General features: G+C 66.2%; 23 protein-coding genes. 20 read left to right on the top strand and 3 right to left on the bottom strand.

The annotated features are described in order from the left end of the window. Nucleotides 1-71 precede the first annotated feature (71 nt). The 11 genes from FB562_RS02765 to FB562_RS02815 all read left to right on the top strand — a co-directional run bounded on the left by FB562_RS02765 (nucleotide 72) and on the right by FB562_RS02815 (nucleotide 12303). Entirely contained in the window at nucleotides 72-2963 is a 2892-nt protein-coding gene (locus tag FB562_RS02765; RefSeq protein ID WP_281284318.1) for a Na+/H+ antiporter subunit A, read from the top strand. Continuing rightward, the gene (locus FB562_RS02770; protein WP_141879742.1) at nucleotides 2960-3430 is read left to right on the top strand and encodes a Na(+)/H(+) antiporter subunit C; all 471 of its coding nucleotides are present in this window, start codon (nucleotides 2960-2962) and stop codon (nucleotides 3428-3430) included. The genes FB562_RS02765 and FB562_RS02770 overlap by 4 nt, the downstream gene beginning before the upstream one ends. Then, on the top strand, nucleotides 3427-4989 hold the full coding sequence (locus tag FB562_RS02775; protein ID WP_141879743.1) for a Na+/H+ antiporter subunit D: 1563 nt from the start codon (nucleotides 3427-3429) through the stop codon (nucleotides 4987-4989). Before FB562_RS02770 ends, FB562_RS02775 begins: the two co-directional genes overlap by 4 nt. Beyond that, nucleotides 4989-5552, top strand: coding sequence for a Na+/H+ antiporter subunit E (locus tag FB562_RS02780; RefSeq protein WP_141879744.1), 564 nt, complete (start codon nucleotides 4989-4991; stop codon nucleotides 5550-5552). The genes FB562_RS02775 and FB562_RS02780 overlap by 1 nt, the downstream gene beginning before the upstream one ends. After that, nucleotides 5549-5884: an MrpF/PhaF family protein gene (locus FB562_RS02785; RefSeq protein WP_141879745.1), complete on the top strand. Its 336-nt coding sequence runs from the start codon at nucleotides 5549-5551 to the stop codon at nucleotides 5882-5884. The genes FB562_RS02780 and FB562_RS02785 overlap by 4 nt, the downstream gene beginning before the upstream one ends. Beyond that, nucleotides 5881-6291: a monovalent cation/H(+) antiporter subunit G gene (gene mnhG, locus FB562_RS02790; protein WP_342777272.1), complete on the top strand. Its 411-nt coding sequence runs from the start codon at nucleotides 5881-5883 to the stop codon at nucleotides 6289-6291. Before FB562_RS02785 ends, mnhG begins: the two co-directional genes overlap by 4 nt. A gap of 48 nt (nucleotides 6292-6339) precedes the next feature. Further along, nucleotides 6340-8034: a dihydroxy-acid dehydratase gene (gene ilvD, locus FB562_RS02795; protein ID WP_141879746.1), complete on the top strand. Its 1695-nt coding sequence runs from the start codon at nucleotides 6340-6342 to the stop codon at nucleotides 8032-8034. Nucleotides 8035-8079: 45 nt separating this feature from the next. Next, the gene (locus FB562_RS02800; protein WP_141879747.1) at nucleotides 8080-9870 is read left to right on the top strand and encodes an acetolactate synthase large subunit; all 1791 of its coding nucleotides are present in this window, start codon (nucleotides 8080-8082) and stop codon (nucleotides 9868-9870) included. 4 nt (nucleotides 9871-9874) lie between these two features. Next, a complete protein-coding gene (ilvN, locus tag FB562_RS02805) occupies nucleotides 9875-10381 on the top strand; it encodes an acetolactate synthase small subunit (RefSeq protein WP_141879748.1) in 507 nt (168 codons plus the stop codon). Between the two features lie 96 nt (nucleotides 10382-10477). Continuing rightward, nucleotides 10478-11503 carry a ketol-acid reductoisomerase gene (gene ilvC, locus FB562_RS02810; protein WP_141879749.1) on the top strand — a complete coding sequence of 342 codons (1026 nt, stop codon included), beginning with the start codon at nucleotides 10478-10480 and terminating at the stop codon, nucleotides 11501-11503. Between the two features lie 104 nt (nucleotides 11504-11607). After that, nucleotides 11608-12303: a dienelactone hydrolase family protein gene (locus FB562_RS02815; protein WP_141879750.1), complete on the top strand. Its 696-nt coding sequence runs from the start codon at nucleotides 11608-11610 to the stop codon at nucleotides 12301-12303. Between the two features lie 91 nt (nucleotides 12304-12394). Here the strand turns inward: FB562_RS02815 and FB562_RS02820 are convergent, their stop codons facing one another. Further along, complete coding sequence (locus tag FB562_RS02820) at nucleotides 12395-12784, bottom strand: DoxX family protein (protein ID WP_141879751.1); 390 nt, start codon at nucleotides 12782-12784, stop codon at nucleotides 12395-12397. 41 nt (nucleotides 12785-12825) lie between these two features. On the opposite strand from FB562_RS02820, the gene FB562_RS02825 reads away from it, so the two are divergent. From FB562_RS02825 to FB562_RS02840, 4 genes are all read left to right on the top strand, one after another. Further along, entirely contained in the window at nucleotides 12826-13233 is a 408-nt protein-coding gene (locus tag FB562_RS02825) for a hypothetical protein (RefSeq protein WP_141879752.1), read from the top strand. Continuing rightward, nucleotides 13230-13583 (top strand): hypothetical protein, encoded by a 354-nt coding sequence (locus FB562_RS02830; protein ID WP_141879753.1) that lies wholly within the window; start codon nucleotides 13230-13232, stop codon nucleotides 13581-13583. The genes FB562_RS02825 and FB562_RS02830 overlap by 4 nt, the downstream gene beginning before the upstream one ends. A gap of 118 nt (nucleotides 13584-13701) precedes the next feature. Continuing rightward, nucleotides 13702-15294 carry a phosphoglycerate dehydrogenase gene (gene serA / locus FB562_RS02835; protein WP_141879754.1) on the top strand — a complete coding sequence of 531 codons (1593 nt, stop codon included), beginning with the start codon at nucleotides 13702-13704 and terminating at the stop codon, nucleotides 15292-15294. 88 nt (nucleotides 15295-15382) lie between these two features. Further along, nucleotides 15383-17785, top strand: coding sequence for an ATP-binding cassette domain-containing protein (locus FB562_RS02840; protein WP_141879755.1), 2403 nt, complete (start codon nucleotides 15383-15385; stop codon nucleotides 17783-17785). Between the two features lie 99 nt (nucleotides 17786-17884). Here FB562_RS02840 and FB562_RS02845 read toward each other — a convergent pair whose 3' ends face one another. Beyond that, the gene (locus tag FB562_RS02845; RefSeq protein ID WP_141879756.1) at nucleotides 17885-18247 is read right to left on the bottom strand and encodes a hypothetical protein; all 363 of its coding nucleotides are present in this window, start codon (nucleotides 18245-18247) and stop codon (nucleotides 17885-17887) included. 57 nt (nucleotides 18248-18304) lie between these two features. Continuing rightward, the gene (locus FB562_RS02850; protein WP_141879757.1) at nucleotides 18305-18565 is read right to left on the bottom strand and encodes a DUF6458 family protein; all 261 of its coding nucleotides are present in this window, start codon (nucleotides 18563-18565) and stop codon (nucleotides 18305-18307) included. Nucleotides 18566-18742: 177 nt separating this feature from the next. Here FB562_RS02850 and FB562_RS02855 point away from each other — a divergent pair, with 177 nt between their 5' ends. The 5 genes from FB562_RS02855 (at nucleotide 18743) to FB562_RS02875 (ending at nucleotide 24356) form a co-directional block, all read left to right on the top strand. Beyond that, complete coding sequence (locus tag FB562_RS02855) at nucleotides 18743-19804, top strand: 3-isopropylmalate dehydrogenase (RefSeq protein ID WP_141879758.1); 1062 nt, start codon at nucleotides 18743-18745, stop codon at nucleotides 19802-19804. A gap of 22 nt (nucleotides 19805-19826) precedes the next feature. Beyond that, entirely contained in the window at nucleotides 19827-20936 is a 1110-nt protein-coding gene (locus FB562_RS02860) for a branched-chain amino acid aminotransferase (RefSeq protein WP_141879759.1), read from the top strand. Between the two features lie 128 nt (nucleotides 20937-21064). Continuing rightward, complete coding sequence (locus tag FB562_RS02865; RefSeq protein ID WP_141879760.1) at nucleotides 21065-21835, top strand: fumarylacetoacetate hydrolase family protein; 771 nt, start codon at nucleotides 21065-21067, stop codon at nucleotides 21833-21835. A gap of 50 nt (nucleotides 21836-21885) precedes the next feature. Further along, nucleotides 21886-23361, top strand: coding sequence for a glutamate--tRNA ligase (gene gltX, locus FB562_RS02870; RefSeq protein ID WP_141879761.1), 1476 nt, complete (start codon nucleotides 21886-21888; stop codon nucleotides 23359-23361). Then, nucleotides 23358-24356, top strand: coding sequence for an NAD(P)/FAD-dependent oxidoreductase (locus FB562_RS02875; protein ID WP_141879762.1), 999 nt, complete (start codon nucleotides 23358-23360; stop codon nucleotides 24354-24356). Before gltX ends, FB562_RS02875 begins: the two co-directional genes overlap by 4 nt. Nucleotides 24357-24433: the final 77 nt, after the last annotated feature.

The following is a 24433-nucleotide window of genomic DNA, read 5'->3' on the forward strand; positions in this document are numbered from 1 at the left end:
ACGTTCTCGGCGTACGCGCACCGCCCGCCCATTGAGACGGAGGTCACGTGCTTTTCTCGTTGGCCTTTTTCGTGCTCGCAGCCTTTCTCGCGCCGCTCTTGACCCGCTGGTTCGGGCCGCGTGTCTTCTACATGGTCGCGCTGGTGCCGATCGGGTCGTTGGTGTTCACGATCTCGGCAGCACCCCAGGTTCTGGGTGGCGGAACGCTGAGGGAGACCCTGCCCTGGATTCCCGAGATCGGGCTCGAGCTGGGCTTCCGCCTCGACACGCTCTCGTGGGTGATGAGTCTGGTCGTGCTGGGCGTCGGCGCCCTCGTTCTCATCTACTGCGAGCGCTACTTCGGGCCGGATGAGCCGGCGCTGGGGCGCTTCGCCGGCAACTTCACGGCGTTCAGCGGTGCCATGTACGGCCTCGTCATCGCCGACGACGTCTTCCTCATGTTCATGTTCTGGGAGGCCACGACGGTCTTCTCCTATCTGCTGATCGGCCACTACACCGATCGCAAGGCGAGCCGTGGTGCGGCGCTGCAGGCGCTTCTGGTCACGACGGCCGGTGGCCTGGCGATGCTGGTGGGCCTCGTCATCCTCTCCGCCTCGGCGGGCACCACGAGTTTCACCGCGATCATGGCCGATCCGCCCAATGGTGGCGGCCTCGTGATCGTGGCGGTCTTCCTGGTCCTCATCGGAGCGGTGTCGAAGTCGGCGCTCGTGCCGTTCCACTTCTGGCTTCCCGCAGCGATGGCAGCCCCGACTCCCGTCAGCGCCTATCTCCATGCCGCGGCGATGGTGAAGGCCGGCATCTACCTGATCGCAGCCCTCGCTCCCGGCTTCGCCTCCATCCCGGGCTGGCGCGAATCGCTTGTCGTGCTCGGCGTCGCCACGATGTTGGTCGGCGGATGGCGCGCCCTCCGTCAGACCGACATCAAGCTGCTGTTGGCCTATGGCACGGTGAGCCAGCTGGGCTTCCTCACCGTCATCGCCGGGTTCGGCACGCGAGATGCGGCGCTTTCGGCTCTGGCTCTGCTTCTGGCTCATGCGCTGTTCAAATCGACGCTGTTCCTCGTGGTCGGTCTCATCGACCATTCGACGGGCACCCGCGATCTGCGCAAGCTGAGCGGGCTCGGCCGCAGCCGCCCGGTTCTGGCAACAGTGGCGACGATCGCCATCGCCTCCATGGTGGGTCTTCCCCCGACGCTCGGTTTCGTTGCGAAGGAGGCCGTGCTGACGGCGCTGCTCGCCGACGGCAGCGTGCTGGGTCTTGTGGCCGTCGTCGGTGTGGGCCTCGGCTCGATGTTCACGGTCGCCTACAGTGCACGCTTCGTCTGGGGCGCCTTGGCGACGAAGAAGGGCGTCGAGGCGATCGAGGTTCGCCACGACCGGCCCGATGCCCTGTTCTCGCCTGTTCTCCTCTCTCTTGCCGGGGTCGTCCTGGGCCTTATGGCGCCGGTCGTCGACGGCTGGCTGAGCGGCTATTCCGAGCTGTTCCCCGCGGGCGAGCATGACTATCATCTGGCTCTCTGGCACGGTGTGGAGCCGGCCCTCGTCATCTCCGCTCTCACGCTCGCACTCGGCTTGCTGCTGTTCTGGAAGAAGGAGCGCGTCTCGAAGATGCAGGCGGCGCTCCCTCCTGTTGTCAACGCGGCCGATGGCTACTGGCGGGTGATGCGCTTCATCGACCGGAGCGCGGCCAGGGTCACCTCGGCGACGCAGCGAGGCTCCCTGCCGCTCTATCTCGGCATCATCCTGTTCGTGATGGTCGCGGGCGTGGGCGTGACGATCGTGCAGAACAGGCAGTGGCCGGATGAGGTCAGGCTGTGGGATTATCCGGCACAGCTGGTCATCGGCGTCATCATGATGATCGCGGCCGTCGCCGCGGTGCGGGCCGACAAGCGCTTCACGGCGGTCGTGCTCGTGGGCGTCACGGGCTATGGCATGGCGATGCTCTTCGCCCTGCAGGGGGCTCCCGATCTGGCGTTCACCCAGCTGCTCATCGAGACGGTCACGCTCGTCGCCGTGGTGCTGGTGCTGCGCCGGCTGCCGCAGCGCATCGGCGTCGCCCACGGAGCGCCGCGTTATCGCGCGCTTCGGGCGGTGCTGGCGATCGCGGTCGGTCTCACGATGGCGATCGTCGCCGTGGTGGCGCTCGGTTCCCGCATCGCCGACCCCATCTATCTCGAGTTCGCCAGGCTCGCCGTCGAGGGCGGCCACGGCGCGAATGTGGTGAATGTGGCGCTCGTGGATGTGCGTGGCTGGGACACCATGGGGGAGCTCTCGGTCGTGATCGTGGCGGCGACCGGCGTTGCGAGTCTCATCTTCCTCGACCGCCGCACCGACGATCTCGACAGGCCGCAGATCGTGCGCGGCAGGCGCGGCTTCCTGCTGGGCCAGCGTGCCGTGACCGAACCGGCCAGGGCTCGGGGTCGCGAGACGGGCGAGACGACGCTCTCCTGGCTCCTCGCCGGTCGTACGCTCGCGCCTGAGAACCGGTCCATCCTGCTCGAGATGACGGTGCGCCTGCTGTTCCACAGCATCATCGTCGTCTCGCTGTTCGTGCTGTTCAGCGGGCACAATGCGCCCGGCGGCGGCTTCGCTGCGGGCCTCGTCGCGGGCATGGCCCTCGTCGCGCGCTATCTCGCCGGCGGACGCTACGAGCTGGCGGCCGCCGTCACGATCGACGCGGGCAAGCTGCTCGGCACGGGCCTCGTGCTCGCGGTCGGCACGGCCGCAGCCCCGCTGCTGTTCGGTGCGGATGCTCTCACCTCGACCTGGTTCGAGACGGAGCTGCCCGTGCTGGGCCACATCGAGTTCGTCACCTCCACGATCTTCGACATCGGCGTCTATCTGGTCGTGATCGGTCTCGTGCTCGACGTGCTGCGCAGCCTCGGAGGAGAGGTCGACCGCCAGCAGGAGGAAGAAGACCCCAACACTCCCAATGAGCAGTTGCACGAGAGGGGGGCTTCATGAGTGCGACCCTCATCCTCGTCGCCGTGATGGCGGTGCTGTATGCCTGCGGCTTCTATCTCATGCTCGAGAGGAGCCTCACGCGGGTCCTGCTGGGCTTCATGCTCGTCGGCAACGCGACCAATCTGCTCATCCTGATCATGGGAGGTGGGCAGGGTCTGGCCCCGATCCTCGACGGCTCGACCTCGGTCGACGACATCGCCGATCCGCTGCCGCAGGCGTTCATCCTCACCTCGATCGTCATCACCTTCGGCGTCTCTGCGTTCATGCTGGGGCTCATCTACCGCTCCTGGCGGTTGTCGAAGGTCGATGAGGTGCAGGATGACGCCGAGGACCTGGCGATCGCCCAGCGCGACGCGGAGCTCGATGCGGAGCACGCGAACCCCGATCCGCACGACCCGGAGGTCGATCACCTCGACGAGCTGACCGCAGCGCACGAACTGGCCGAGACAGGGGAGGAGGAAGGATGAAAGAACTCGTTCCCCTCGTCGTGATGCTGCCGCTCATCGGAGCGGCGGGCGCGCTCATCGCAGGTCGCCGCAAGAGGCTTCAGGTCGCCGTCACCGTTCTGGCTCTGGTCGCGGTCATGGCGGTCAGCGTGGTGCTTCTTCTTGAAGTGGATGCGCGGGGCGCCCTGGTCATGGAGGTCGGCGGCTGGGCTGCCCCCTTCGGGATCGTGCTCGTCGTCGATCGGCTCTCGGCCCTCATGCTCATCATCTCGGCGGCGGTGCTGCTCGCCGTCCTCGTGTTCTCCGTCGGCCAGGGTATGGCAGACGGTGACGACGAGACCCCCGTCTCCATCTACCATCCGACTTATATGGTCCTCGCGGCCGGCGTCTTCAACGCCTTCATCGCGGGCGATCTGTTCAACCTCTACGTCGGCTTCGAGATCCTTCTGGTGGCGAGCTATGTGCTGCTCACGCTCGGGGGCACGGGCGCCCGCATCCGCGCCGGGGTGACCTATGTCGTCGTGAGCCTCGTCTCATCCGTTCTGTTCCTCGCATCCATCGCCATGATCTACGGGGCCCTCGGCACCGTGAACATCGCGCAGATCTCGGTGCGCATGGCGGAGATCGCGCCGGATGTGCAGCTGATCCTGCATGTGATGCTGCTTGTCGCCTTCGGCATCAAGGCGGCCGTGTTCCCGCTGTCGTTCTGGCTTCCCGACTCCTATCCGACGGCACCCGCACCGGTCACGGCCGTGTTCGCCGGCCTGCTGACGAAGGTCGGCGTGTACGCGATCATCCGCACCGAGACGATCCTCTTCCCGGGCAACCAGCTCGGCGATCTACTGATGGTCGTGGCATTGCTGACGATGATCGTCGGAATCCTCGGTGCGGTCGCGCAGGCCGACATCAAACGTCTGCTCTCGTTCACGCTCGTCAGTCACATCGGCTACATGATCTTCGGAATCGCGATCGGCACCGTCGCGGGGCTGAGCGCCACGATCTACTACATCGTTCACCACATCACGGTGCAGACGACGCTGTTCCTCACGACGGGGCTGATCGAACGTCAGGGGGGCTCGACGTCGATCAACAGGCTGGGCGGGCTCCTCAAGGCCTCTCCCGTCATCGCGGTGCTCTTCTTCATCCCCGCGCTCAACCTGGGCGGCATCCCGCCGTTCTCCGGGTTCCTCGGCAAGCTGGCACTGTTCGAGGCGGGGGCGGCGCAGCCCTCCTGGCTCGTGTACAGCGTGATCGGCGCCGGTGCGCTGACCTCGCTGCTCACCCTCTACGCCCTCGCCCGCGTGTGGAACATGGCGTTCTGGCGGCCCGCATCCGAGGTCGAGCACTACGAGTCGGCGCTGCTCGAACAGCTGAGCGAGGCGCCCGGTTCCGTCGGCACCCTCAAGGAGACCCGCAACTCGCCTCGGCTCATGATCGGCGCGACCGCCGGCATGGTCGCCCTGAGCGTCGGGCTCACGCTGTTCGCCGGGCCGCTCTACGGTCTCGCATCGCGCGCGGGCGACAACCTCAGCGGCCCCGAGAACTACGTGCGGATCGTGTTCCCCGAGGGGGTGGAGTGATGCCAGACGGCACCTCAGAACGGCCCCGCGTCGGCGTCCTCCACCAGCTGCCCCTGCTGGTGTGGCTTGTCGTGCTCTGGATGCTCCTGTGGGGGTCGCTCTCATGGCTGAACCTGCTGACGGGCATCATCATCGCGCTCGCCGTCACCCGCATCTTCTATCTGCCCCCGGTGGAGCTCTCGGGTCGCTTCAACCTCTGGTGGGCGCTCGTCTTCGTGGCCACCTTCGCCTGGGACATCCTGCGCGGCTCCGTGCATGTCGCCTGGAAGGCGATCAACCCTCGCTCGGTGCCACACAGCTCGGTCATCGCCGTGCAACTGCACAGCAAGTCCGATCTGATCATGCTGCTCGTCTCCATCAACATCTCGCTCATCCCCGGCTCGCTCGTCGTCGAGGCCGACCGCTTCCGCTCGGTGCTGTACGTGCACGCGCTCGACACGGAGAGCGACGCCGATGTGGAGGCATTCCGGCAGACGGTGTTCACGGCCGAGCGTCGCATCGTGCGCGTGATCGGCTCGCGCTCGGACATGCAACTGTGCGAGGCCCCGAGGGGGAACGTATGAACGACATCGTCATTGCGGTTGTGGGGCTTCTCTTCACGGGCGCGGCAGGGGCATCCGTCTACCGCATCGTTCGCGGTCCGGCCATCCTCGATCGCATGATCGCCTCCGACATGCTCGTGACCACGGTCATCTGCGTGCTTGGGGTCGAGATGGTCTATAACGAGCACACGCGCACCATCCCGATCATGCTCGTTCTGGCGCTCGTCGCCGTGTTCGCGAGTATCAGCGTCGCCCGTTACGTCTCCAAGCAGTCCGCCGATATTCGCCCTGCCGGTCGCAGCCCACAGGCGAGGCAGCGCCCCAAGGCGAAGGGCCGGGTGAAGAAGAGGTGAGCATCGACATGATCCTCGACGTCGCCGCCAGCGTGTGTCTGATTCTGGGCGCCGCGTTCTCGCTGGCGGCTGGCATCGGACTGATCAGATTTCCGGATGCTCTCAGCAGGATGCACGCGGCCACCAAGCCGCAGGTGCTCGGCCTCATCCTGGTGCTGCTGGCGATCGCGCTGAGTGAGCGCAGCTGGGCGGTTCTGCTCACGCTGGCGCCGATCCTGCTGTTCCAGATGCTCACGGCTCCCGTCTCGGCGCACATGATCGGCCGGGCCGCATACCGTGCCGGGAATGTGGACGAGCGCTACCTCTTCACCGATGAGCTCGATGAGGCGATCGACCGCGCCCAGGACCAGCGCGAGAAGGAGGAGCGGGAGCTCTCCGAACGCGAGCAGCGCGGCCGCGACGACTGAAGTGAGGTGGCGGGCATGCCTCTCGCGGTTACGGCCTAAACTTGGGCCATGCCAGAGAACGACATGAAGCCCCGCAGCCGCACCGTCACCGACGGAATCGAGGCGATGACCTCCCGCGGGATGCTCCGCGCCGTCGGGATGGGCGACGCCGACTGGGATAAGCCTCAGATCGGCATTGCGAGCTCCTGGAACGAGATCACGCCGTGCAACCTCAGCCTCGGCCGCCTCGCGCAGGCAGCCAAGGAGGGCGTGCACGGCGGCGGTGGCTATCCGCTGCAGTTCGGCACCATCTCCGTCTCCGACGGCATCTCCATGGGCCATGAGGGCATGCACTTCTCCCTCGTCTCCCGTGAGGTCATCGCCGACTCGGTCGAGACCGTCATGATGGCGGAGCGCCTCGACGGCTCGGTCGTGCTTGCCGGATGCGACAAGTCGATCCCCGGAATGCTGATGGCGGCCGCACGGCTGAACCTCGCATCCGTGTTCCTCTACGCGGGTTCGATCGCTCCGGGCTGGGTCAAGCTCAGCGACGGCACCGAGAAGGACATCACGATCATCGACTCCTTCGAGGCGGTCGGCGCGGTCAAGGCAGGCCGGATGTCCGAGGCCGACGCCAAGCGCATCGAGTGCGCCTTCGCCCCGGGCGAGGGTGCGTGTGGTGGCATGTACACCGCCAACACCATGGCGAGCGTCGCCGAGGCTCTCGGCATGAGCCTGCCGGGTTCTGCATCCCCGGCTGCGGCCGATCGGCGCCGCGACTACTACGCGCACCGCAGTGGTGAGGCCGTCGTCAACATGCTGCGTCTCGGCATCACGACGGGCGACATCCTGACCAAGAAGGCGTTCGAGAACGCGATCGCGGTCGGTATGGCCCTCGGTGGCTCGACGAACATCATCCTGCACCTGCTCGCTATCGCGAACGAGGCGGGCGTCGAGCTCACCCTCGACGACTTCAACCGCATCGGCGACAAGGTGCCTCACATCGGCGATCTCAAGCCCTTCGGCGCGTACGTCATGAACGACGTCGACCGCCACGGCGGTCTGCCTGTTCTCATGAAGGCGCTGCTCGACGCCGGCCTCATGCACGGAGACGCCCTCACGGTGACGGGCAAGACGATGGCCGAGAACCTGGCCGAGATGGACATCGACCCGCTCGACGGTGAGGTGCTGCGCACGCTCGACAACCCCATCCACGCGACGGGTGGTCTGGCCGTGCTCAAGGGTTCGTTCGCCCCCGAGGGTGCCGTCGTCAAGACCGCCGGATTCGACGCCGCCGTCTTCGAGGGACCGGCACGGGTGTTCGAGCGCGAGCGCGCCGCCATGGATGCCCTCACGGAGGGGCGCATCGGCAAGGGCGACATCGTCGTCATCCGCTATGAGGGCCCCAAGGGCGGCCCCGGAATGCGCGAGATGCTCGCCATCACGGCGGCCATCAAGGGCGCAGGGCTCGGTCAAGATGTACTACTCTTGACAGACGGTAGATTCTCAGGCGGCACAACCGGCCTGTGCATCGGCCACATAGCACCCGAAGCGGTCGACGCAGGTCCGATCGCATTCGTGCGCGATGGTGATCTGATACGGGTCGATATCGCAGCTCGCTCGCTCGACTTACTTGTCGATGAAGCTGAGCTGGCAGCCCGCCGTGACGGCTGGGCTCCCCTTCCCCCGCGCTACACCCGTGGCGTCCTCGCAAAGTATTCCAAGCTCGTGCGCTCCGCGTCGGAGGGCGCGGTCACGGGGTAGCTTCGCGCTTCCAACCATTCGTGCCGACACATTAGGAACCGACTCATGTCAGCGGATTCGCCGCCCATTCCCACCCCCACATCACCGACGCCTGAGATCCTCACAGGGTCTGGCGCCATCCTCCGTTCGCTCGAGAAGCTGGGCGTCACCGACGTCTTCGGCCTCCCGGGGGGCGCCATCATGCCGTTCTACGACGAGCTGATGTCATCCACCGCCATCCGCCACATCCTGGTCCGCCACGAGCAGGGTGCCGGTCACGCTGCCGAGGGTTACGCATCATCCACCGGCAGGGTCGGCGTCGCGATCGCCACCTCCGGCCCCGGTGCGACCAACCTGGTCACCGCAATCGCCGACGCCTACATGGATTCGGTGCCGCTGCTCGCGATCACGGGTCAGGTCTTCTCGACCCTCATGGGCACGGATGCGTTCCAGGAGGTCGACATCGTCGGCATCACCATGCCGATCACCAAGCACTCCTTCCTGGTGTCCAAGCCTGAGGATGTGCCGGCGACGATCGCGGCCGCGTACCAGATCGCCACGACGGGCCGCCCCGGCCCTGTGCTGATCGACGTCACCAAGGACTGCCAGCAGAATCTGGCGCCCTTCGTGTGGCCGCCGAAGGTCGACCTGCCCGGCTACCGCCCGGTGAGCAAGGCGCACGGCAAGCAGATCCAGGCGGCGGCACAACTGCTCGTCGAGGCGAAGCGGCCGGTGCTCTATGTCGGCGGCGGCGTCATCCGTGCCGAGGCATCCGCTGAGCTGAAGGTTCTTGCGGAGGCGACGGGCGCGCCCGTCGTGACGACGCTCATGGCTCGCGGCGCGTTCCCCGATTCGCACGAGCAGCACCTGGGTATGCCCGGAATGCACGGAACGGTTCCGGCGGTGCTCGCGCTGCAGGAGTCCGACCTGATCGTGTCGCTCGGGGCCCGCTTCGACGACCGCGTCACCGGCAAGCCGAGCGAGTTCGCCCCGCACGCCAAGATCGTGCATGTCGACATCGACCCCGCAGAGATCGGCAAGATCCGTGCGGCGGATGTTCCCATCGTCGGCGATGCCAAGGATGTCATCGTCGATCTGACCGCAGCGTTCGCACAGGCGAGCGCCTCCGCCACGCCGGACATCTCGGCATGGTGGGCCCGCCTGAATGCGCTGCGGGAGCAGTATCCGCTCGGCTATGACGAGCCGGAGGACGGCCTGCTCTCTCCGCAGTACGTGATCGAGCGTGTCGGTGCCATCACCGGCCCCGAGGGCATCTACGCGGCGGGTGTCGGCCAGCACCAGATGTGGGCCGCGCAGTTCATCAAATACGAGCGGCCGAATGCGTGGCTCAACTCGGGCGGCGCGGGAACGATGGGCTACGGCGTGCCTGCGGCGATGGGTGCGAAGGTCGCCAACCCTGACCGCACGGTCTGGGCGATCGACGGCGACGGATGCTTCCAGATGACCAATCAGGAGCTTGCGACCTGCACGATCAACGAGATCCCCATCAAGGTCGCGATCATCAACAACTCCTCGCTGGGCATGGTGCGCCAGTGGCAGACGCTGTTCTACAACGGCCGCCACTCCTTCACCGACCTGAACACCGGTCATGACACCGTTATGGTGCCCGACTTCGTGAAGCTGGCTGAGGCGTACGGTGCCCTAGCCATCCGCGTCACCAAGAAAGAAGAGGTCGACGCGGCGATCAAGCTCGCGAACGAGACCAACGACCGCCCCGTGGTGATCGACTTCATCGTCAGTCGCGACGCGATGGTGTGGCCGATGGTGCCGCAGGGCGTCGGCAATTCGTCGGTGCAGTATGCGCGTGACAACGCGCCGGCATGGGAAGAGGAGTAAGGCCATGAGTCACGTCCTGTCACTTCTCGTAGAAGACAAGCCCGGCCTGCTCACGCGCGTCGCGGGCCTCTTCGCCCGTCGCGGGTTCAACATCGAGAGCCTCGCCGTCGGCAAGAGCGAGATCCCCGGCCTGTCGCGCATCACCGTTGTGGTGGATGTCGAGGAGGCCCCGCTCGAGCAGGTCACCAAGCAGCTCAACAAGCTGATCAACGTGATCAAGGTCGTCGAGCTCGACCCCGGCCAGACGGTGCAGCGTGAGCACATGCTGATCAAGGTGAAGGTCGACAACTCGTCCCGCAGCCAGATCCTGGAGGCGGCTACGCTGTTCCGGGCACGCATCGTCGATGTGGCCACGGATGCCGTGGTCATCGAGGTGACCGGCGACACCGCCAAGACGCAGGCCCTGCTGCGCGTGCTTGAGCCGTATGGCATCAAGGAGATCGCGCAGTCCGGCCTGCTGGCCATCGGGCGCGGCGGCAAGAGCATCACCGAAAGAGTCTTCAAGAGCTAGGGGCGCCCCGCCCCGCGGATTGAGTGGGCCGCCCGCGGCCGTATCGAAATCTTCACCAACGATCTGCCTGACAGACAACAACAAGGAGAAACACAAGTGACCGAAATCTTCTACGACAAGGATGCAGACCTGTCGATCATCCAGGGCCGCAAGGTCGCTGTCATCGGCTATGGCTCGCAGGGCCACGCCCACGCGCAGAACCTGCGCGACTCGGGCGTCGAGGTCGTCGTCGGCCTGAAGGAGGGCTCGAAGTCGATCGCGAAGGCGGAGGAGGCCGGTTTCAAGGTTCTCCGTTCGGCTGAGGCCGCGGAGTGGGCTGACGTCATCGTCATCCTCGCGCCCGACCAGTACCAGCGCCACATCTTCGCGGACGACATCAAGCCGCACCTGGCCGCGGGCAAGGCCATCCTGTTCGGCCACGGCTTCAACATCCGTTTCGGCTACATCGAGGCGCCTGAGGGTGTCGACGTGATCATGGTCGCCCCGAAGGGCCCGGGTCACACCGTGCGCCGCGAGTACGAGGCCGGTCGCGGTGTTCCCGTGATCGTCGCCGTCGAGGCGGATGCTTCGGGCAGCGCCTGGGCTCTCGCCTGGTCGTACGCGAAGGCGATCGGCGGCCTGCGCGCCGGCGGCATCAAGACCACGTTCACGGAGGAGACCGAGACCGACCTGTTCGGTGAGCAGGCTGTTCTCTGTGGTGGCACCTCGCAGCTGGTCCAGTACGGTTTCGAGACGCTCATCGAGGCTGGCTACCAGCCGCAGATCGCCTACTTCGAGGTGCTGCACGAGCTCAAGCTCATCGTCGACCTCATGTGGGAGGGCGGCATCGCCAAGCAGCGCTGGTCGGTCTCCGACACGGCGGAGTACGGCGACTACGTCTCCGGCCCGCGCGTCATCACGCCCGACGTGAAGGAGAACATGAAGGCCGTTCTCGCGGACATCCAGTCGGGTGCCTTCGCGAAGCGTTTCATCGAGGACCAGGACAACGGCGGTACCGAGTTCCTGGCATTGCGCGAGAAGGGTGCCCAGCACCCGATCGAGGCCACGGGCAAGGAGCTTCGCGCTCTCTTCGCCTGGAAGCAGCAGGACGCGGACTACACGGACGGCAGCGCCGCCCGCTAGTTGTACGCGGGTTGAGGAGGCCGCCCGCGGCCGTCTCGAAACCCAATACCCGAAGGGCCGCACGCCGAGCGCGTGCGGCCCTTTGCCGTGCCTAGGATGAGCGGATGGCTGAGATCTCTTTCCAGAATGTGACCTTCGAGTCGGCGGGCGGCGAGGCTCACGGGTACCTGTCGCTTCCCGAGTCGGGCAGCGGCCCCGGCGTTATCGTCATTCAGGAGTGGTGGGGGCTGACCGAGCACATCCGCGATGTCGCCGACAGGCTCGCTTCGGAGGGTTTTGTCGCGCTCGCCCCTGACCTCTACGGCGGCAGGGTCGCGCACGATGCGGAGGAGGCGGGGCGGATGATGAAGCAGCTGCCCGAGGAGGAGGGCGCACGGTTGTTGGCCGGTGCGGTCGACTACCTGCTCGCATCCGATGCTGTGACGAGCGCCACTGTTGGGGCGACGGGCTTCTGCATGGGCGGCGGTTTTGTTCTCGCGTTGGCGGCGCAGCAGGGCGAGCGCATCGGTGCGGCTGTTCCCTTCTACGGTGTGGGGCAGGGTGTGCCGTCGTCATATGAGGGCGTGCGGGCGGCCGTGCAGGGGCACTACGCGGAGCACGATCGCGGCTATCCGGTGGAGAAGGCGCGGCTTCAGGAGCAGCAGATCCGCGACGAGTCGGGCGCCGAGGTCGAGTTCTTCTACTATGACGCCGCGCATGCGTTCCACAACGACGCGAACCCGTCAGGCAACTACAACGCGGATGCGGCGAGCCTGGCCTGGTCGCGAGCGGTCGAGTTCCTGCGCACCAAGGTGCGCTGAGCCCCGCCGCCCCACGCGCGCCGACAATGTGCGGCTTTTATGTGGATGTGCGCCTACGGGCACGCATATTGACACAAAACCTGCACATCGTTCAGAGCGGCCAGACGGCGAACAGCACGAGCGCGATGAGCACGATCTGGCCGATCAGTCGCGGCACGAGTGGCACAGCGACTCTGCCGAACTTCTCGGGGCGTCTCGCCGCGTAGGAGTTGGCGGGGAACACAGCGATGAGGAGCAACGCGAGGCAGACCCCGGCGGTGACTGTCGTAGCCGGGATAAGTAGGCCGATGCCTCCGGCGATCTCGAGCACGCCGGTGATCACGACGAGATTGCGGGGGCTGAGCATCCCGGCCCAGCGCAGCCGCGGCGGGATCATCGCCGCCATGGTGCGCTTCACGGTGGGCACGAAGTGGGATGCGCCCATTCCGATGAACACGAGGGCGAGGGCGATGCGGATGATCGTCTGAACGGTTTCGAGCATCGTCACAGTCTGCCCCGTCCCGGCGGCGGTAGAGTCGAGGCGTGAGCAGGCATCCGGATGACGACGACGAGGCCCTGCGCTGGGACGGCGACGAGGTCGATCACATTGCGGCGCGCCCCGATACCGCCACCGCAGCGACGGCGGATGCGATCGCGCCGGCCACGGGGTCGGCTCTCCTGGTCGTGTACGGCATCTTCGCGGGCGCCTACCTGCTCTTCGTGGTGGGCTGGATCATCGCGGTCGGGCAGAGCAGCGTCTCGCTCGGCAATCTGTTCTTCGAGATCATGTACCAGTTCGGCGAGTTCCTGGCGATCGCGTCGCCCGCGATCTGGCTGGGCACGGTGCTGCTGCTGACGCGCGGCGCACGGCCGGTGTGGCGCATCCTGTGGCTGCTGCTCGGTCTTGTGCTGGTCGCGCCGTGGCCGTTCATTCTGGGGGCCGCATCATGAGCGAGCAGCAGGAGAAGCCGGTGGTGACGAGGAGGGCCGGATGGCTCACCGCCGTCATCATGATCGCTTTCGGTCTGTTCTATGCCTACGACCTGTTCGAGGCCGTGTCGAACGTGGTCGGGGTTCCGGCGCAGATCGCCGAGTTCAACAGGTTCCTCATCGAGAACGATGTCGAGCCACAGCCGGTGCCGTGGGCTGTGCTCGTCGCCAATCTGCTGTTGCCGCCGATCGCCTATGTCGCGGCGTGGCTGCTGGGGCGTCGCAGGGGCGTGCTGATGCAGGTGCTGCTCTTCGCGCTCGGGCTGGCCGTCGTCGCGGCACTGAGCCTCACCCTGACCGCCCTGGTCTGAGCATCCGCAGTCCTGGCGTCACATCGTCGGCGCGGCATATTCGGTGCACTAAACTGGCGGCACCGCGCCCGCGTGCGCCGCGGCATCCACCCCCACCCCCGACGAATGGATCCGATTCGTGGCAAAGCCGGTCGTGCTGATCGCTGAAGAGCTCTCTCCTGCAACTGTCGAGGCCTTGGGCCCCGATTTCGACATCCGATCCGTGGATGGCACTGACCGTCCGGCGCTTCTTGCGGCGCTGGCCGAGGCATCCGCCGTGTTGATCCGTTCGGCCACGAAGATGGACGAGGAGGCGATCGCTGCGGGCAAGCAGTTGAAGGTCATCGCCCGTGCCGGTGTGGGGCTCGACAATGTCGACATCAAGGCGGCGACCACGGCTGGCGTCATGGTCGTGAACGCGCCCACCTCGAATGTGATCTCGGCGGCGGAGCTTGCGGTCGGTCACATTCTGAGTCTCGCCCGGTTCATCCCTGAGGCGAACCAGTCGATGAAGGCGGGGGAGTGGAAGCGCTCCAAGTACACCGGCATCGAGTTGTTCGAGAAGACGATCGGCATTGTCGGTCTGGGCCGCATCGGCACCCTGGTCGCGCAGCGTCTGGCGGGCTTCGGCGCGAACCTCATCGCCTATGACCCCTATGTGACGCCGACGCGCGCGCAGCAGTTGGGTGTGCAGGTTGTGAGCCTCGACGAGCTCATCGAGCAGTCTGACTTCATCACGATCCACATCCCGAAGACCCCCGAGACGACGGGGCTGTTCGGCGCGGCCGAGTTCGCGAAGGCGAAGCCGACCCTGCGCATCGTCAACTGCAGCCGTGGCGGCATCATCGACGAGGAGGCGCTGTTCGAGGCGCTGTCGACGAAGCGCATTGCGGCGGCCGGTCTCGATGTGTTCGTGAACGAGCCGCCGAAGGATTCTCCTCTGTCGACGCTCGAGAACATCGTTCTGACCCCGCACCTGGGTGCGTCGACCGATGAGGCGCAGGAGAAGGCGGGCGTCTCGGTTGCCAAGTCTGTGCGTCTGGCGCTCGACGGCGAGCTCGTCCCCGACGCGGTGAACGTCGCCGGTGGTGTCATCGACGAGACGGTGCGCCCCGGCATCCCGCTCATGGAGAAGCTGGGCCAGGTCTTCAGCGGCCTCGCGCAGGGCCCGGTCAGCAGTGTCGACATCGAGATCCGCGGCGAGATCGCCGAGCTCGACGTCAAGGTTCTCAAGCTTGCGGCGCTCAAGGGCATCTTCACGAATGTCGTGAGCGAGTCGGTGTCGTATGTGAATGCGCCGCTTCTGGCGGAGCAGCGCGGCATCGAGGTTCGCCTGGTGACGGATGCCGTGAGCGACGAATACCGCAACCTTCTGACGATCCGTGGCGGGCTGACCGATGGCACTCAGGTGTCTGTCTCGGGCACGCTGACGGGCACGAAGCAGGTCGAGAAGATCGTCGAGATCAATGGCTACGACGTGGAGCTGCCCATCGCGAAGCACCACATCGTGATGGTCTACACCGACCGCCCCGGCATTGTGGCGGTGTTCGGTAAGGAGTTCGGCGAGGCCGGCATCAACATCGCGGGCATGCAGATCAGCCGCCGTGCGGCCGGTGGCCAGGCGCTCAGCGTTCTGACGATCGACTCGCCGGCACCTGACGGTCTGCTCGAGGCGGTCCGCTCTGCGATCGACGCCGAGGTTCTGCAGGAGATCGACATCACGGAGGCGTAGCGGATGCCTGCCCGCCCGTAACATTGTCGGGTCGGGCGATGCCGACCGCGGTTGCGGGGGTGTGGCCTGCGCGACTGAGGGAGGCACCATGGGCAGCGGTTCGACGAGCGCGGATGTGGGCACGAATGCGGCTGCGGGGCGTGCCGCCGCAGACAGCCACGATGTCATCCGGGTCATTGGTGCGCGGGAGAACAACCTCAAGGATGTCAGCGTCGATCTGCCGAAGCGCAGGCTGACCGTCTTCACGGGCGTCTCCGGTTCGGGCAAGAGTTCGCTCGTGTTCGGCACGATCGCCGCGGAGTCGCAGCGGATGATCAATGAGACCTACAGCACCTTCGTGCAGGGTTTCATGCCGACGCTCGCCAGGCCCGATGTCGATGTGCTCTCGGGCCTGACGACGGCGATCATCGTCGACCAGGAGCGGATGGGGGCCAATTCGCGTTCCACTGTGGGCACGGCCACCGATGCGAATGCGATGCTGCGCATCCTGTTCAGCCGGCTGGGGCATCCGCATATCGGTTCCCCTCAGGCATTCTCGTTCAATGTGGCATCCATCAGCGGCGCCGGCGCGGTCAAGTTCGAGCGCGGCGGCGAGACGGTCAAGGAGCGACGCGACTTCAGCGTGATCGGGGGCATGTGCCCGCGTTGTGAGGGCATGGGCGCGGTCAGTGATTTCGACCTGAGCGAGCTGTATGACGACAGCAAGTCGCTGAATGAGGGCGCGCTGACGGTTCCCGGCTACAGCATGGAGGGCTGGTACGGCCGCATCTTCGGCGGCAGCGGCTTCTTCGACATGGACAAGCCGATCAGCGCGTTCACGAAGAAGGAGCTGGCCGACCTGCTCCACAAGGAGCCGACGAAGATCAAGGTCGAGGGCATCAACCTGACCTATGAGGGCCTGATCCCGCGAATCCAGAAGTCCTACCTGTCGAAGGATCGCGAGGCGATGCAGCCGCACATCCGCGCTTTCGTCGACCGGGTGATCACGTTCGCCACCTGCCCCGAGTGCGGCGGAACCCGCCTCAATGAGGGCGCCCGCTCATCGAAGGTCAACGGCATCAACATTGCGGATGCCTGTGCCATGCAGATCAGCGACCTCGCCGGGTGGGTGCGCGGCCTCGACGAGCCGTCTGTCGCGCCGCTCCTGACCTCCCTCAGGGAGACGCTCGACTCCTTCGTCGACATCGGCCTCGGATATCTGAGCCTCGACCGCTCGTCGGGCACGCTCTCCGGCGGCGAGGCGCAACGCACCAAGATGATCCGGCATCTGGGCTCGTCTCTCACCGATGTGACGTATGTCTTCGACGAGCCGACGGTGGGCCTGCATCCGCACGACATCCAGCGCATGAATGAGCTGCTGCTGCAGCTGCGCGACAAGGGCAACACCGTTCTCGTCGTGGAGCACAAGCCGGAGATGATCACCATCGCCGACCGCGTCGTCGATCTGGGCCCCGGCGCGGGAACAGGCGGGGGAGAGGTGATGTTCGAGGGCACCGTGGAGGGGCTGCGCGCCAGCGGCACGCTCACTGGGCGGCATCTGGATGACCGGGCAACGCTGAAACCGTCGGTGCGCACTCCGTCGGCGAAGCTGGAGGTGCGGGCAGCCGGCACCCACAATCTGCAGGACGTCGACGTCGACATCCCGCTCGGCGTTCTGGTCACGGTCACGGGTGTCGCCGGTTCGGGTAAGAGCTCGCTGATCCACGGCTCGGTGTCGGGCCGCGACGGCGTCGTCTCCATCGACCAGGGCGCCATCCGTGGTTCGCGGAGAAGCAATCCGGCCACCTATACGGGCCTGCTGGAGCCCATCCGCAAGGCCTTCGCGAAGGCGAACGGCGTGAAGCCGGCCCTGTTCAGCGCCAACTCGGAGGGCGCCTGCCCCAACTGCAAGGGCGCCGGCGTCATCTACACCGACCTGGGCGTGATGGCGGGTGTCTCCACCGTGTGCGAGGTGTGCGAGGGCAAACGCTTCGACACATCCGTTCTCGACTACCACTTCGGCGGGCGCGACATCAGCGAGGTCCTCGCGATGCCAGTGTCGGAGGCTGTGGAGTTCTTCGCCGCAGGGGAGGCGCGCATCCCCGCAGCGCACGCCATTCTGGAGAGGCTTGCGGATGTCGGGCTCGGCTACATCAGCCTCGGCCAGCCGCTGACGACGCTGTCGGGCGGTGAGCGGCAGCGGCTCAAGCTGGCGACGCACATGGGCGAGAAGGGCGACGTCTATGTGCTCGACGAGCCGACGACCGGACTGCATCTGGCGGATGTGGAGCAGCTGTTGGCCCTGCTCGACAGGCTTGTCGATTCGGGCAGATCGGTGATCGTGATCGAGCATCACCAGGCCGTCATGGCCCACTCCGACTGGATCATCGATCTCGGCCCTGGTGCGGGCCACGACGGCGGGAGGCTCGTGTTCGAGGGAACGCCCGCCGAACTCGTCGCCGACCGCAGCACACTCACCGGCAAGCATCTTGCGGCGTACGTCGGGGGCTGACGGCACCAGTGACTGACGGCAGCCGCGGCTGTCGGCAACGGAAACGGCCCGGACCCCTTGGGGGAGTCCGGGCCGTTTCGGCTGAGGTGGGGTGCCGGTCTAGACCATGCCGGGCACGACGACGGCGACAACGATGTTGACGATCGTGAGAAGCCCGATGATGCCGAGCACGGCGTTGGAGACCGGCTTCTTCTTGCGGTTCACGAGCGCGAGCACGTAGATGACAACCACAACGAGGAGCTTGATGCCGATCTTCATGTGGTTGACGTCGCCGTCGCCCATCTCGGCGAGCCCGGTGAGGAGCAGGCCGGTGACGAGCTGGGTGAGCGCACCGTGCAGGATCGCCGGGTTGATCACCGCCGACTTCGTCTTGAAGGACTTCATCTGGGTGAGGAAGCCGCCCAACAGTGAGGCGAGGCCGATGAAGTGAAGGATGACGAGTACGTCGCGCAGGATCTCCATGTGGAGAGTCTACCTGACGTAGAAGTCAGCAACCCTGCTGTCGGTCAGACCCTGCGGTCAGTGAAGCTCTGTGGTGCCCGAGTCGCTGCGCGTCTCCCGCTCCACGACCTGCTCGCCCGCTCCGTCGACCCGGCGCACTGTCTCCACCGACGAGCGCTTGCGCATCACGAGGATGAGGGAGATGACGAAGACGATGAAGCCGGCACCCATGAGGATGTAGCCGATGAGGTCCAGATTGGCCCACTCGACCTCGAAGTTCAGCGCGAACGTGACAATGGCGCCGACGACGAAGAGAAAGATTCCTGTTCCGATACCCATTCTGTGCTGCCTTTCGGTCGAGTGGCGAGGCCACTGGCCGGCGAACCGGGCGATCCGGATGCCGGTATTTCGCTCTCAGGCTAGCAAAGTGACCCTTTCGGGGCAGCAGTTTCGGAGCATCCGTCACCCGGTACGCTGGGTTCATCCACCCGCACGGCAGACAACAGGAGTGCGCGAATGCCCCGAAGAATCAAGCTCGCAGTCATCGCAGGCGATGGCATCGGCCCGGAGGTCACGGCCGAGGCTGTGAAGGTGCTGAAAGCGGTGCTTCCGGGTGATGTCGAGCTCGAGACGACGCCCTTCCCGTTCGGTGCCGGGCACTTTCTGGAGACGGGCGAGATCCTCGGTGACGACGACCTGACGGCGCTCGCTGGGCACGATGCGATCCTGCTGGGGGCGGTCGGCGGTGACCCGCGTGACCCGCGCCTCGCCGGTGGCATCATCGAGCGCGGGCTGCTGCTGAAGCTGCGTTTCGCCTTCGACCATTACGTGAACCTGCGGCCCACCCAGCTGTTCCCCTCGGTTGCCTCGCCTCTGGCGAACCCCGGTGACGTCGACTTCGTTGTCGTGCGGGAGGGCACAGAGGGGCCGTATGTCGGCAACGGCGGCAGCATCCGGCGCGGCACCGTCAATGAGGTGGCCAACGAGGTGAGCGTCAACACGGCGTTCGGTGTGGAGCGACTTGTGCGTTTCGGCTTCGAGACGGCGAATTCGCGCCCTGCGAAGAAGCTCACGCTCGTGCACAAGACGAATGTGCTCGTGCACGCCGGCGGCCTGTGGCAGCGCACGGTGGATGCCGTCAGTGGCGAATACCCGGATGTTGCGGTCGATTACCAGCACATCGACGCCGCCACCATCCACATGGTCGTGAATCCGTCGCGCTTCGATACAATCGTCACGGACAACCTCTTCGGTGACATCATCACCGACCTGGCGGCCGCGATCAGCGGCGGAATCGGGCTGGCAGCCTCCGCAAACATCAACCCGGATGGCACCTTCCCCAGCATGTTCGAGCCGGTTCACGGTTCCGCCCCCGACATCGCTGGTCGGCAACTCGCCGACCCGACCGCAGCGATCCTCTCCGCTGCTCTCCTGCTCGACCACCTGCAGCTTGCGGATGCCGCGGCCCGCGTGCGTTCGGCCGTTGAGGCCGACCTCGCCTCCCGCGGCGATGCGAAGAGGTCCACCTCAGAGGTCGGCGATGCGATTGCGGCGTCGCTGTCTCGCGCGCAGAATTAGACAACACCAGTAAGGACTCGCCATGATCAACAACCTCCTCGCCCCCACAGAGCTCAGCTTCGCCGTCACCAGGAACGATGCGGCCCGCAGCGCGCAGGAGCGCGAGGAGATTCTGGCGAACCCCGGTTTCGGCAAGTTCTTCACCGACCACATGGTCGACCTGTGCTGGTCGGAGAAGGGCGGATGGCACCGCCCGCGCGTGCAGCCGTACGGCCCCATCGAGCTCGACCCGGCTGCCGCAGTGTTGCACTACGGCCAGGAGATCTTCGAGGGCATGAAGGCCTACCGTCACGCGGACGGTTCGATCTGGACGTTCCGCCCCGAGGCGAACGCTGCCCGCATGCAGCGTTCCGCGCGCCGGCTGGCCCTGCCCGAGCTACCCACCGAGTACTTCATCGAGTCGCTGAAGCAGCTCGTGGCCGTCGACGCCGACTGGGTGCCCGACGCCGATGAGACCTGCCTGTACATCCGGCCGTTCATGTTCGCGAAGGAGGCCTTCCTGGGCGTGCGCCCCGCGAACAAGGTCGCCTTCTATGTCATCGCGAGCCCCGCTGGCGCCTACTTCACGGGCGGGGTGTCGCCGATCAGCATCTGGCTGTCGAGCGAGTACACGCGTGCGGGTCGCGGCGGTACGGGTGCGGCGAAGACGGGCGGCAACTACGCCGCATCGCTGCTCGCCCAGGCGGAGGCCTACGAGAACGGATGCGACCAGGTTCTGTTCCTTGACTCGTCTGAGGGCAAGTACATCGAGGAGCTCGGCGGCATGAACGTCGTGCTCGTCTACAAGGACGGAACGCTCGTCACCCCAGAATCCGACAGCATCCTGGAGGGTGTGACGCGTGACAGCGTGCTGCAGCTCGCGGAGGACCGCGGGCACCGGGTCGAGCGCCGCCATGTGAGCATCGACGAGTGGCGTGAGGCTCAGGCGTCGGGCGAACTCGCCGAGGTCTTCGCCTGCGGAACCGCTGCCGTGATCACGCCCATCGGCCTGGTGAAGGCGAAGGACTTCGAGATCGGGTCGGCGGATGCTGTGGCCGGCGAGTTGACGATGTCGCTGCGCAAGGAGCTCACCGACATCCAGTACGGTCGCTCCGAGGACCGCCACGGCTGGCTGACCCGCCTCGACGCGTAGCTCGATCTGCTGGTCGAGGTGTCGCGCTCTGGTGCGACAGTCTCGAGACCACCGCCAATACCACCCATTGCCCATTGAATGGGTGACGGAGCGGAGCCCGCTCGGGCCGCAGCACTAGACTCGAACCCGTGAAGGTTGCGCGTTTCTCTACTGCCGGTGGTGACCCCCGTTTCGGAATCGTCGACGACGACGAGCTCGTTGTGCTGACGGGTGATCCGATGTTCAGCGGGTTCGACACGACGGGGGAGCGTGTGCCGCTTGCGGATGCCCGCCTGCTCGCGCCGGTCATCCCGCGCTCGAAGGTGGTCTGCGTGGGTCTCAACTACGCCGAGCACAAAGCGGAGATGGAGATCGCTGCGCCGACGAATCCGCTGATCTTCTTGAAGCCGAACACGGCTGTCATCGGGCCGAACGAGATGATCCAGATTCCTCCGGTGGAGGGGCGCATCGTTCATGAGGGCGAGTTGGCGATCGTGATCGGCCGCATCGCGAAGCGCGTGAAGGCGGAGGACGCCTCCGATTACATCTTCGGCTACACGATCGCGAACGACATTTCGGCCCGCGATCAGATGTTCGCCGATGGCCAGTGGGCGCGCGCGAAGGGCTACGACACGTTCTGCCCGATCGGCCCGGTGATCGAGACTGAGCTCGACGTTTCGGAGCTGTCGATCCAGACTTTCGTCGACGGAGAGCCGCGCCGGCACGGCAACACCCGCGACATGCTGCACAAGGTGCCTGAGCTGATCGAGTACATCTCGGACGTCTGGACTCTGCTGCCCGGCGACATCATCCTCACGGGCACGCCGGCTGGCCTGGGCGGTTTCGTGGACGGCCAGACGGTCGACATCACCATCGAGGGCATCGGCACGCTCAGCAACCCGGCCCGCAACCGCGTCTGACCGTTCGCCCCTGCGCCGCGGGAGCAGGCATCCGGCCTAGAATCTAAGCAATGTCTGCCTCATTCTCTTCTGCTTCCGGCGCCGATGTGCGCGTCCGCTTCTGCCCGTCGCCGACCGGCACGCCCCATGTCGGGCTGATCCGCACTGCCCTGTTCAACTGGGCTTATGCGCGGCACACGGGCGGCAAACTGATCTTCAGGATCGAAGACACGGATGCTGCGCGCGACAGCGAGGAGAGCTACCTGCAACTGCTCGAGGCGCTGCGGTGGCTGAAGATCGACTGGGATGAGGGCATCGACGTGGGCGGGCCGCACGGGCCGTACCGCCAGTCGCAGCGTAGCGAGATCTATCAGGGCGTGATCGAGAAGCTGACGGCATCCGGTCACCTGTATGAGTCGTTTGCGACGGGTGAGGAGATCGAGGCGCGCAATGTGGCCAACGGTCGCGACCCGAAGCAGGGCTACGACAACTTCGAGCGTGACCTCACCGAGGAGCAGCGCGCGGCCTACAAGGTGGAGGGCCGCCAGCCGGCGCTGCGCCTGCGCGTGCCCGACACCGATCTCAGCTTCACCGATCTGGTGCGCGGCGAGATCACGTTCCCGGCCGGCAGCTTCACCGACTTTGTGGTGGTGCGGCCGAACGGCATCCCGCTGTACACCTTCGTGAACCCGGTCGATGATGCGCTGATGGGCATCACGCATGTGCTGCGCGGTGAGGACCTGCTGAGCAGCACGCCGCGCCAGATCGCCCTGTACACGGCACTCATCGAGGTGGGTGTTGCGGATGCGATTCCGCAGTTCGGTCATCTGCCGTATGTGATGGGGGAGGGCAACAAGAAGCTCTCCAAGCGCGACCCCGAGGCGAATCTGTTCCACCACCGCGACCGCGGTTTCATCCCCGAGGGGCTCATCAACTATCTGGCGCTGCTCGGCTGGTCGCTGAGCGCCGACCGGGATGTGTTCTCGATCGATGAGATGGTTGCCGCGTTCGAGGTGTCGGATGTGAACCCGAACCCGGCCCGCTTCGATCAGAAGAAGGCGGAGTCGATCAACGGCGATCACATCCGCCTGCTCGAGGTGAATGACTTTGCGGAGCGCCTGCTGCCGTACCTCGACGACATTGTCGTCAGCGGCGAGCACCGTGTGCTGCTGGCGAAGGCTGCGCCCCTCGTGCAGGAGCGCATGCAGCTGCTGGGTGAGGCGCGCGGCCTGCTGGCGTTCCTGTTCACGGCGAATGACGCGATCGAGTTCGACGCGAACGCGATGCCCGGCGAGGAGGGCGCTGCCGTGCTTGCGGCGGCGACGGATGCTCTGGCCGGCCTCGACGCCTGGACCCATGAGGCCATCGAGGCGGCACTGCGCGAGGCTCTCATCGACGGGCTCGGCCTGAAGCCGCGCAACGCCTTCGGTGCGCTGCGCACGGCCGTCTCCGGTCGGCGCATCAGCCCGCCCCTGTTCGAGTCGATGGAGCTGCTCGGCAAGACGAGCACCCTGGCGCGCCTGCAGAGGCTCGCCGAACGCCTATGACTGCAGAGGGGGCGTCGCCCGAGTACGACGTCGTCGTGGTGGGCGCGGGCCCTGCGGGGCTGAGTGCGGCCCTCAATCTGGTGCGGGCGCGCCGTCGCGTTCTGGTGCTCGACAGCAACCGTCCGCGGCATTCGGCGACGCTCATCTCGCACGGCTTCCTCACGCGCGACAACACGCCGCCGCACGAGCTGCGCAGGCTGGGGCGCGAGGAGTATCTCGCCTACCCGGAGGCGGAGCACCAGCTGGCGAAGGTGCTGTCGATCACCTCGCTGGCGGAGCCGGGCGAGCATGTGCATCTGAGCGAGACGCACACGATCGGTTCGACGGGGCTCTTCGAGGTCTCCGCGAAGGGCGTGAACGGGCAGCCCGACCGCACCGTCACCACGAGCACCGTGCTGCTGGCGACGGGCCTGCGGGAGGAGCTGCCGGCGTTTCCGAGCATCCGTTCGTTCTACGGCATGGGCCTGTTCAGTTGTGTCGCGTGCGACGGCTACGAGTACAGCGACCGGCCGATCGCGCTCATCGGCGAGACATCCGATGTGGCGTGGCGGGCGATGCTGATCGCGCAGTGGAGTGACCACCTGACGGTGTTCACGAATGGGTCGGATGCTGTGACTCCCGGCCAGGAGCAGCTGTTGGTCGAGCGCGGGGTCGCCATCGAGCGACGCCCCATCGCCGATGTGGAGGGTACCCGGGAGGGCGTCAGCGGTGTGCGGCTGGAGGACGGCGAGGTCGTGCCCGTGTCGGGTGGTTTCGTGCGGCCGCGCTGGCACGCGCAGCTGGAGTTCGCGTCGACGCTCGGTCTCGACACGGATGGCTGGGGTCTGCTCACGGTCGACCGCGACGGCCGCACCAACCACGCGGGCGTCTATGCGGCGGGCGACATCACGTCACCGGGGCCGCAGCAGCTCATCGTCGCGGCGGGCGCGGGTGGCCGCGTTGCAGCGACCATCAACCGCGACCTCATCGGAGTGCCCACGGCCCACGGCCGCTGACGCCCCCGCCCACCTCGCGCCGGTTCGACCCACGTCGGCGCGTAGGGTAAAGTGGTTTCTCGGTGCCGATCACGGTC

Source organism: Homoserinimonas aerilata (genome assembly GCF_006716125.1).
Taxonomy (GTDB): domain Bacteria; phylum Actinomycetota; class Actinomycetes; order Actinomycetales; family Microbacteriaceae; genus Homoserinimonas; species Homoserinimonas aerilata.

Coding starts and splice junctions, on each gene's coding strand:
- FB562_RS02840 (WP_141879755.1), top strand. CDS start 15,383: ATGGGCAGCGGTTCGACGAGCGCGGATGTGGGCACGAATGCGGCTGCG.
- FB562_RS02850 (WP_141879757.1), bottom strand. CDS start 18,565: ATGGGTATCGGAACAGGAATCTTTCTCTTCGTCGTCGGCGCCATTGTC.
- FB562_RS02780 (WP_141879744.1), top strand. CDS start 4,989: ATGCCAGACGGCACCTCAGAACGGCCCCGCGTCGGCGTCCTCCACCAG.
- FB562_RS02830 (WP_141879753.1), top strand. CDS start 13,230: ATGAGCGAGCAGCAGGAGAAGCCGGTGGTGACGAGGAGGGCCGGATGG.
- FB562_RS02800 (WP_141879747.1), top strand. CDS start 8,080: ATGTCAGCGGATTCGCCGCCCATTCCCACCCCCACATCACCGACGCCT.
- FB562_RS02820 (WP_141879751.1), bottom strand. CDS start 12,784: ATGCTCGAAACCGTTCAGACGATCATCCGCATCGCCCTCGCCCTCGTG.
- FB562_RS02815 (WP_141879750.1), top strand. CDS start 11,608: ATGGCTGAGATCTCTTTCCAGAATGTGACCTTCGAGTCGGCGGGCGGC.
- ilvD (WP_141879746.1), top strand. CDS start 6,340: ATGCCAGAGAACGACATGAAGCCCCGCAGCCGCACCGTCACCGACGGA.
- FB562_RS02860 (WP_141879759.1), top strand. CDS start 19,827: ATGATCAACAACCTCCTCGCCCCCACAGAGCTCAGCTTCGCCGTCACC.
- gltX (WP_141879761.1), top strand. CDS start 21,886: ATGTCTGCCTCATTCTCTTCTGCTTCCGGCGCCGATGTGCGCGTCCGC.
- FB562_RS02845 (WP_141879756.1), bottom strand. CDS start 18,247: ATGGAGATCCTGCGCGACGTACTCGTCATCCTTCACTTCATCGGCCTC.
- FB562_RS02775 (WP_141879743.1), top strand. CDS start 3,427: ATGAAAGAACTCGTTCCCCTCGTCGTGATGCTGCCGCTCATCGGAGCG.
- FB562_RS02785 (WP_141879745.1), top strand. CDS start 5,549: ATGAACGACATCGTCATTGCGGTTGTGGGGCTTCTCTTCACGGGCGCG.
- FB562_RS02875 (WP_141879762.1), top strand. CDS start 23,358: ATGACTGCAGAGGGGGCGTCGCCCGAGTACGACGTCGTCGTGGTGGGC.
- ilvN (WP_141879748.1), top strand. CDS start 9,875: ATGAGTCACGTCCTGTCACTTCTCGTAGAAGACAAGCCCGGCCTGCTC.
- FB562_RS02855 (WP_141879758.1), top strand. CDS start 18,743: ATGCCCCGAAGAATCAAGCTCGCAGTCATCGCAGGCGATGGCATCGGC.
- FB562_RS02770 (WP_141879742.1), top strand. CDS start 2,960: ATGAGTGCGACCCTCATCCTCGTCGCCGTGATGGCGGTGCTGTATGCC.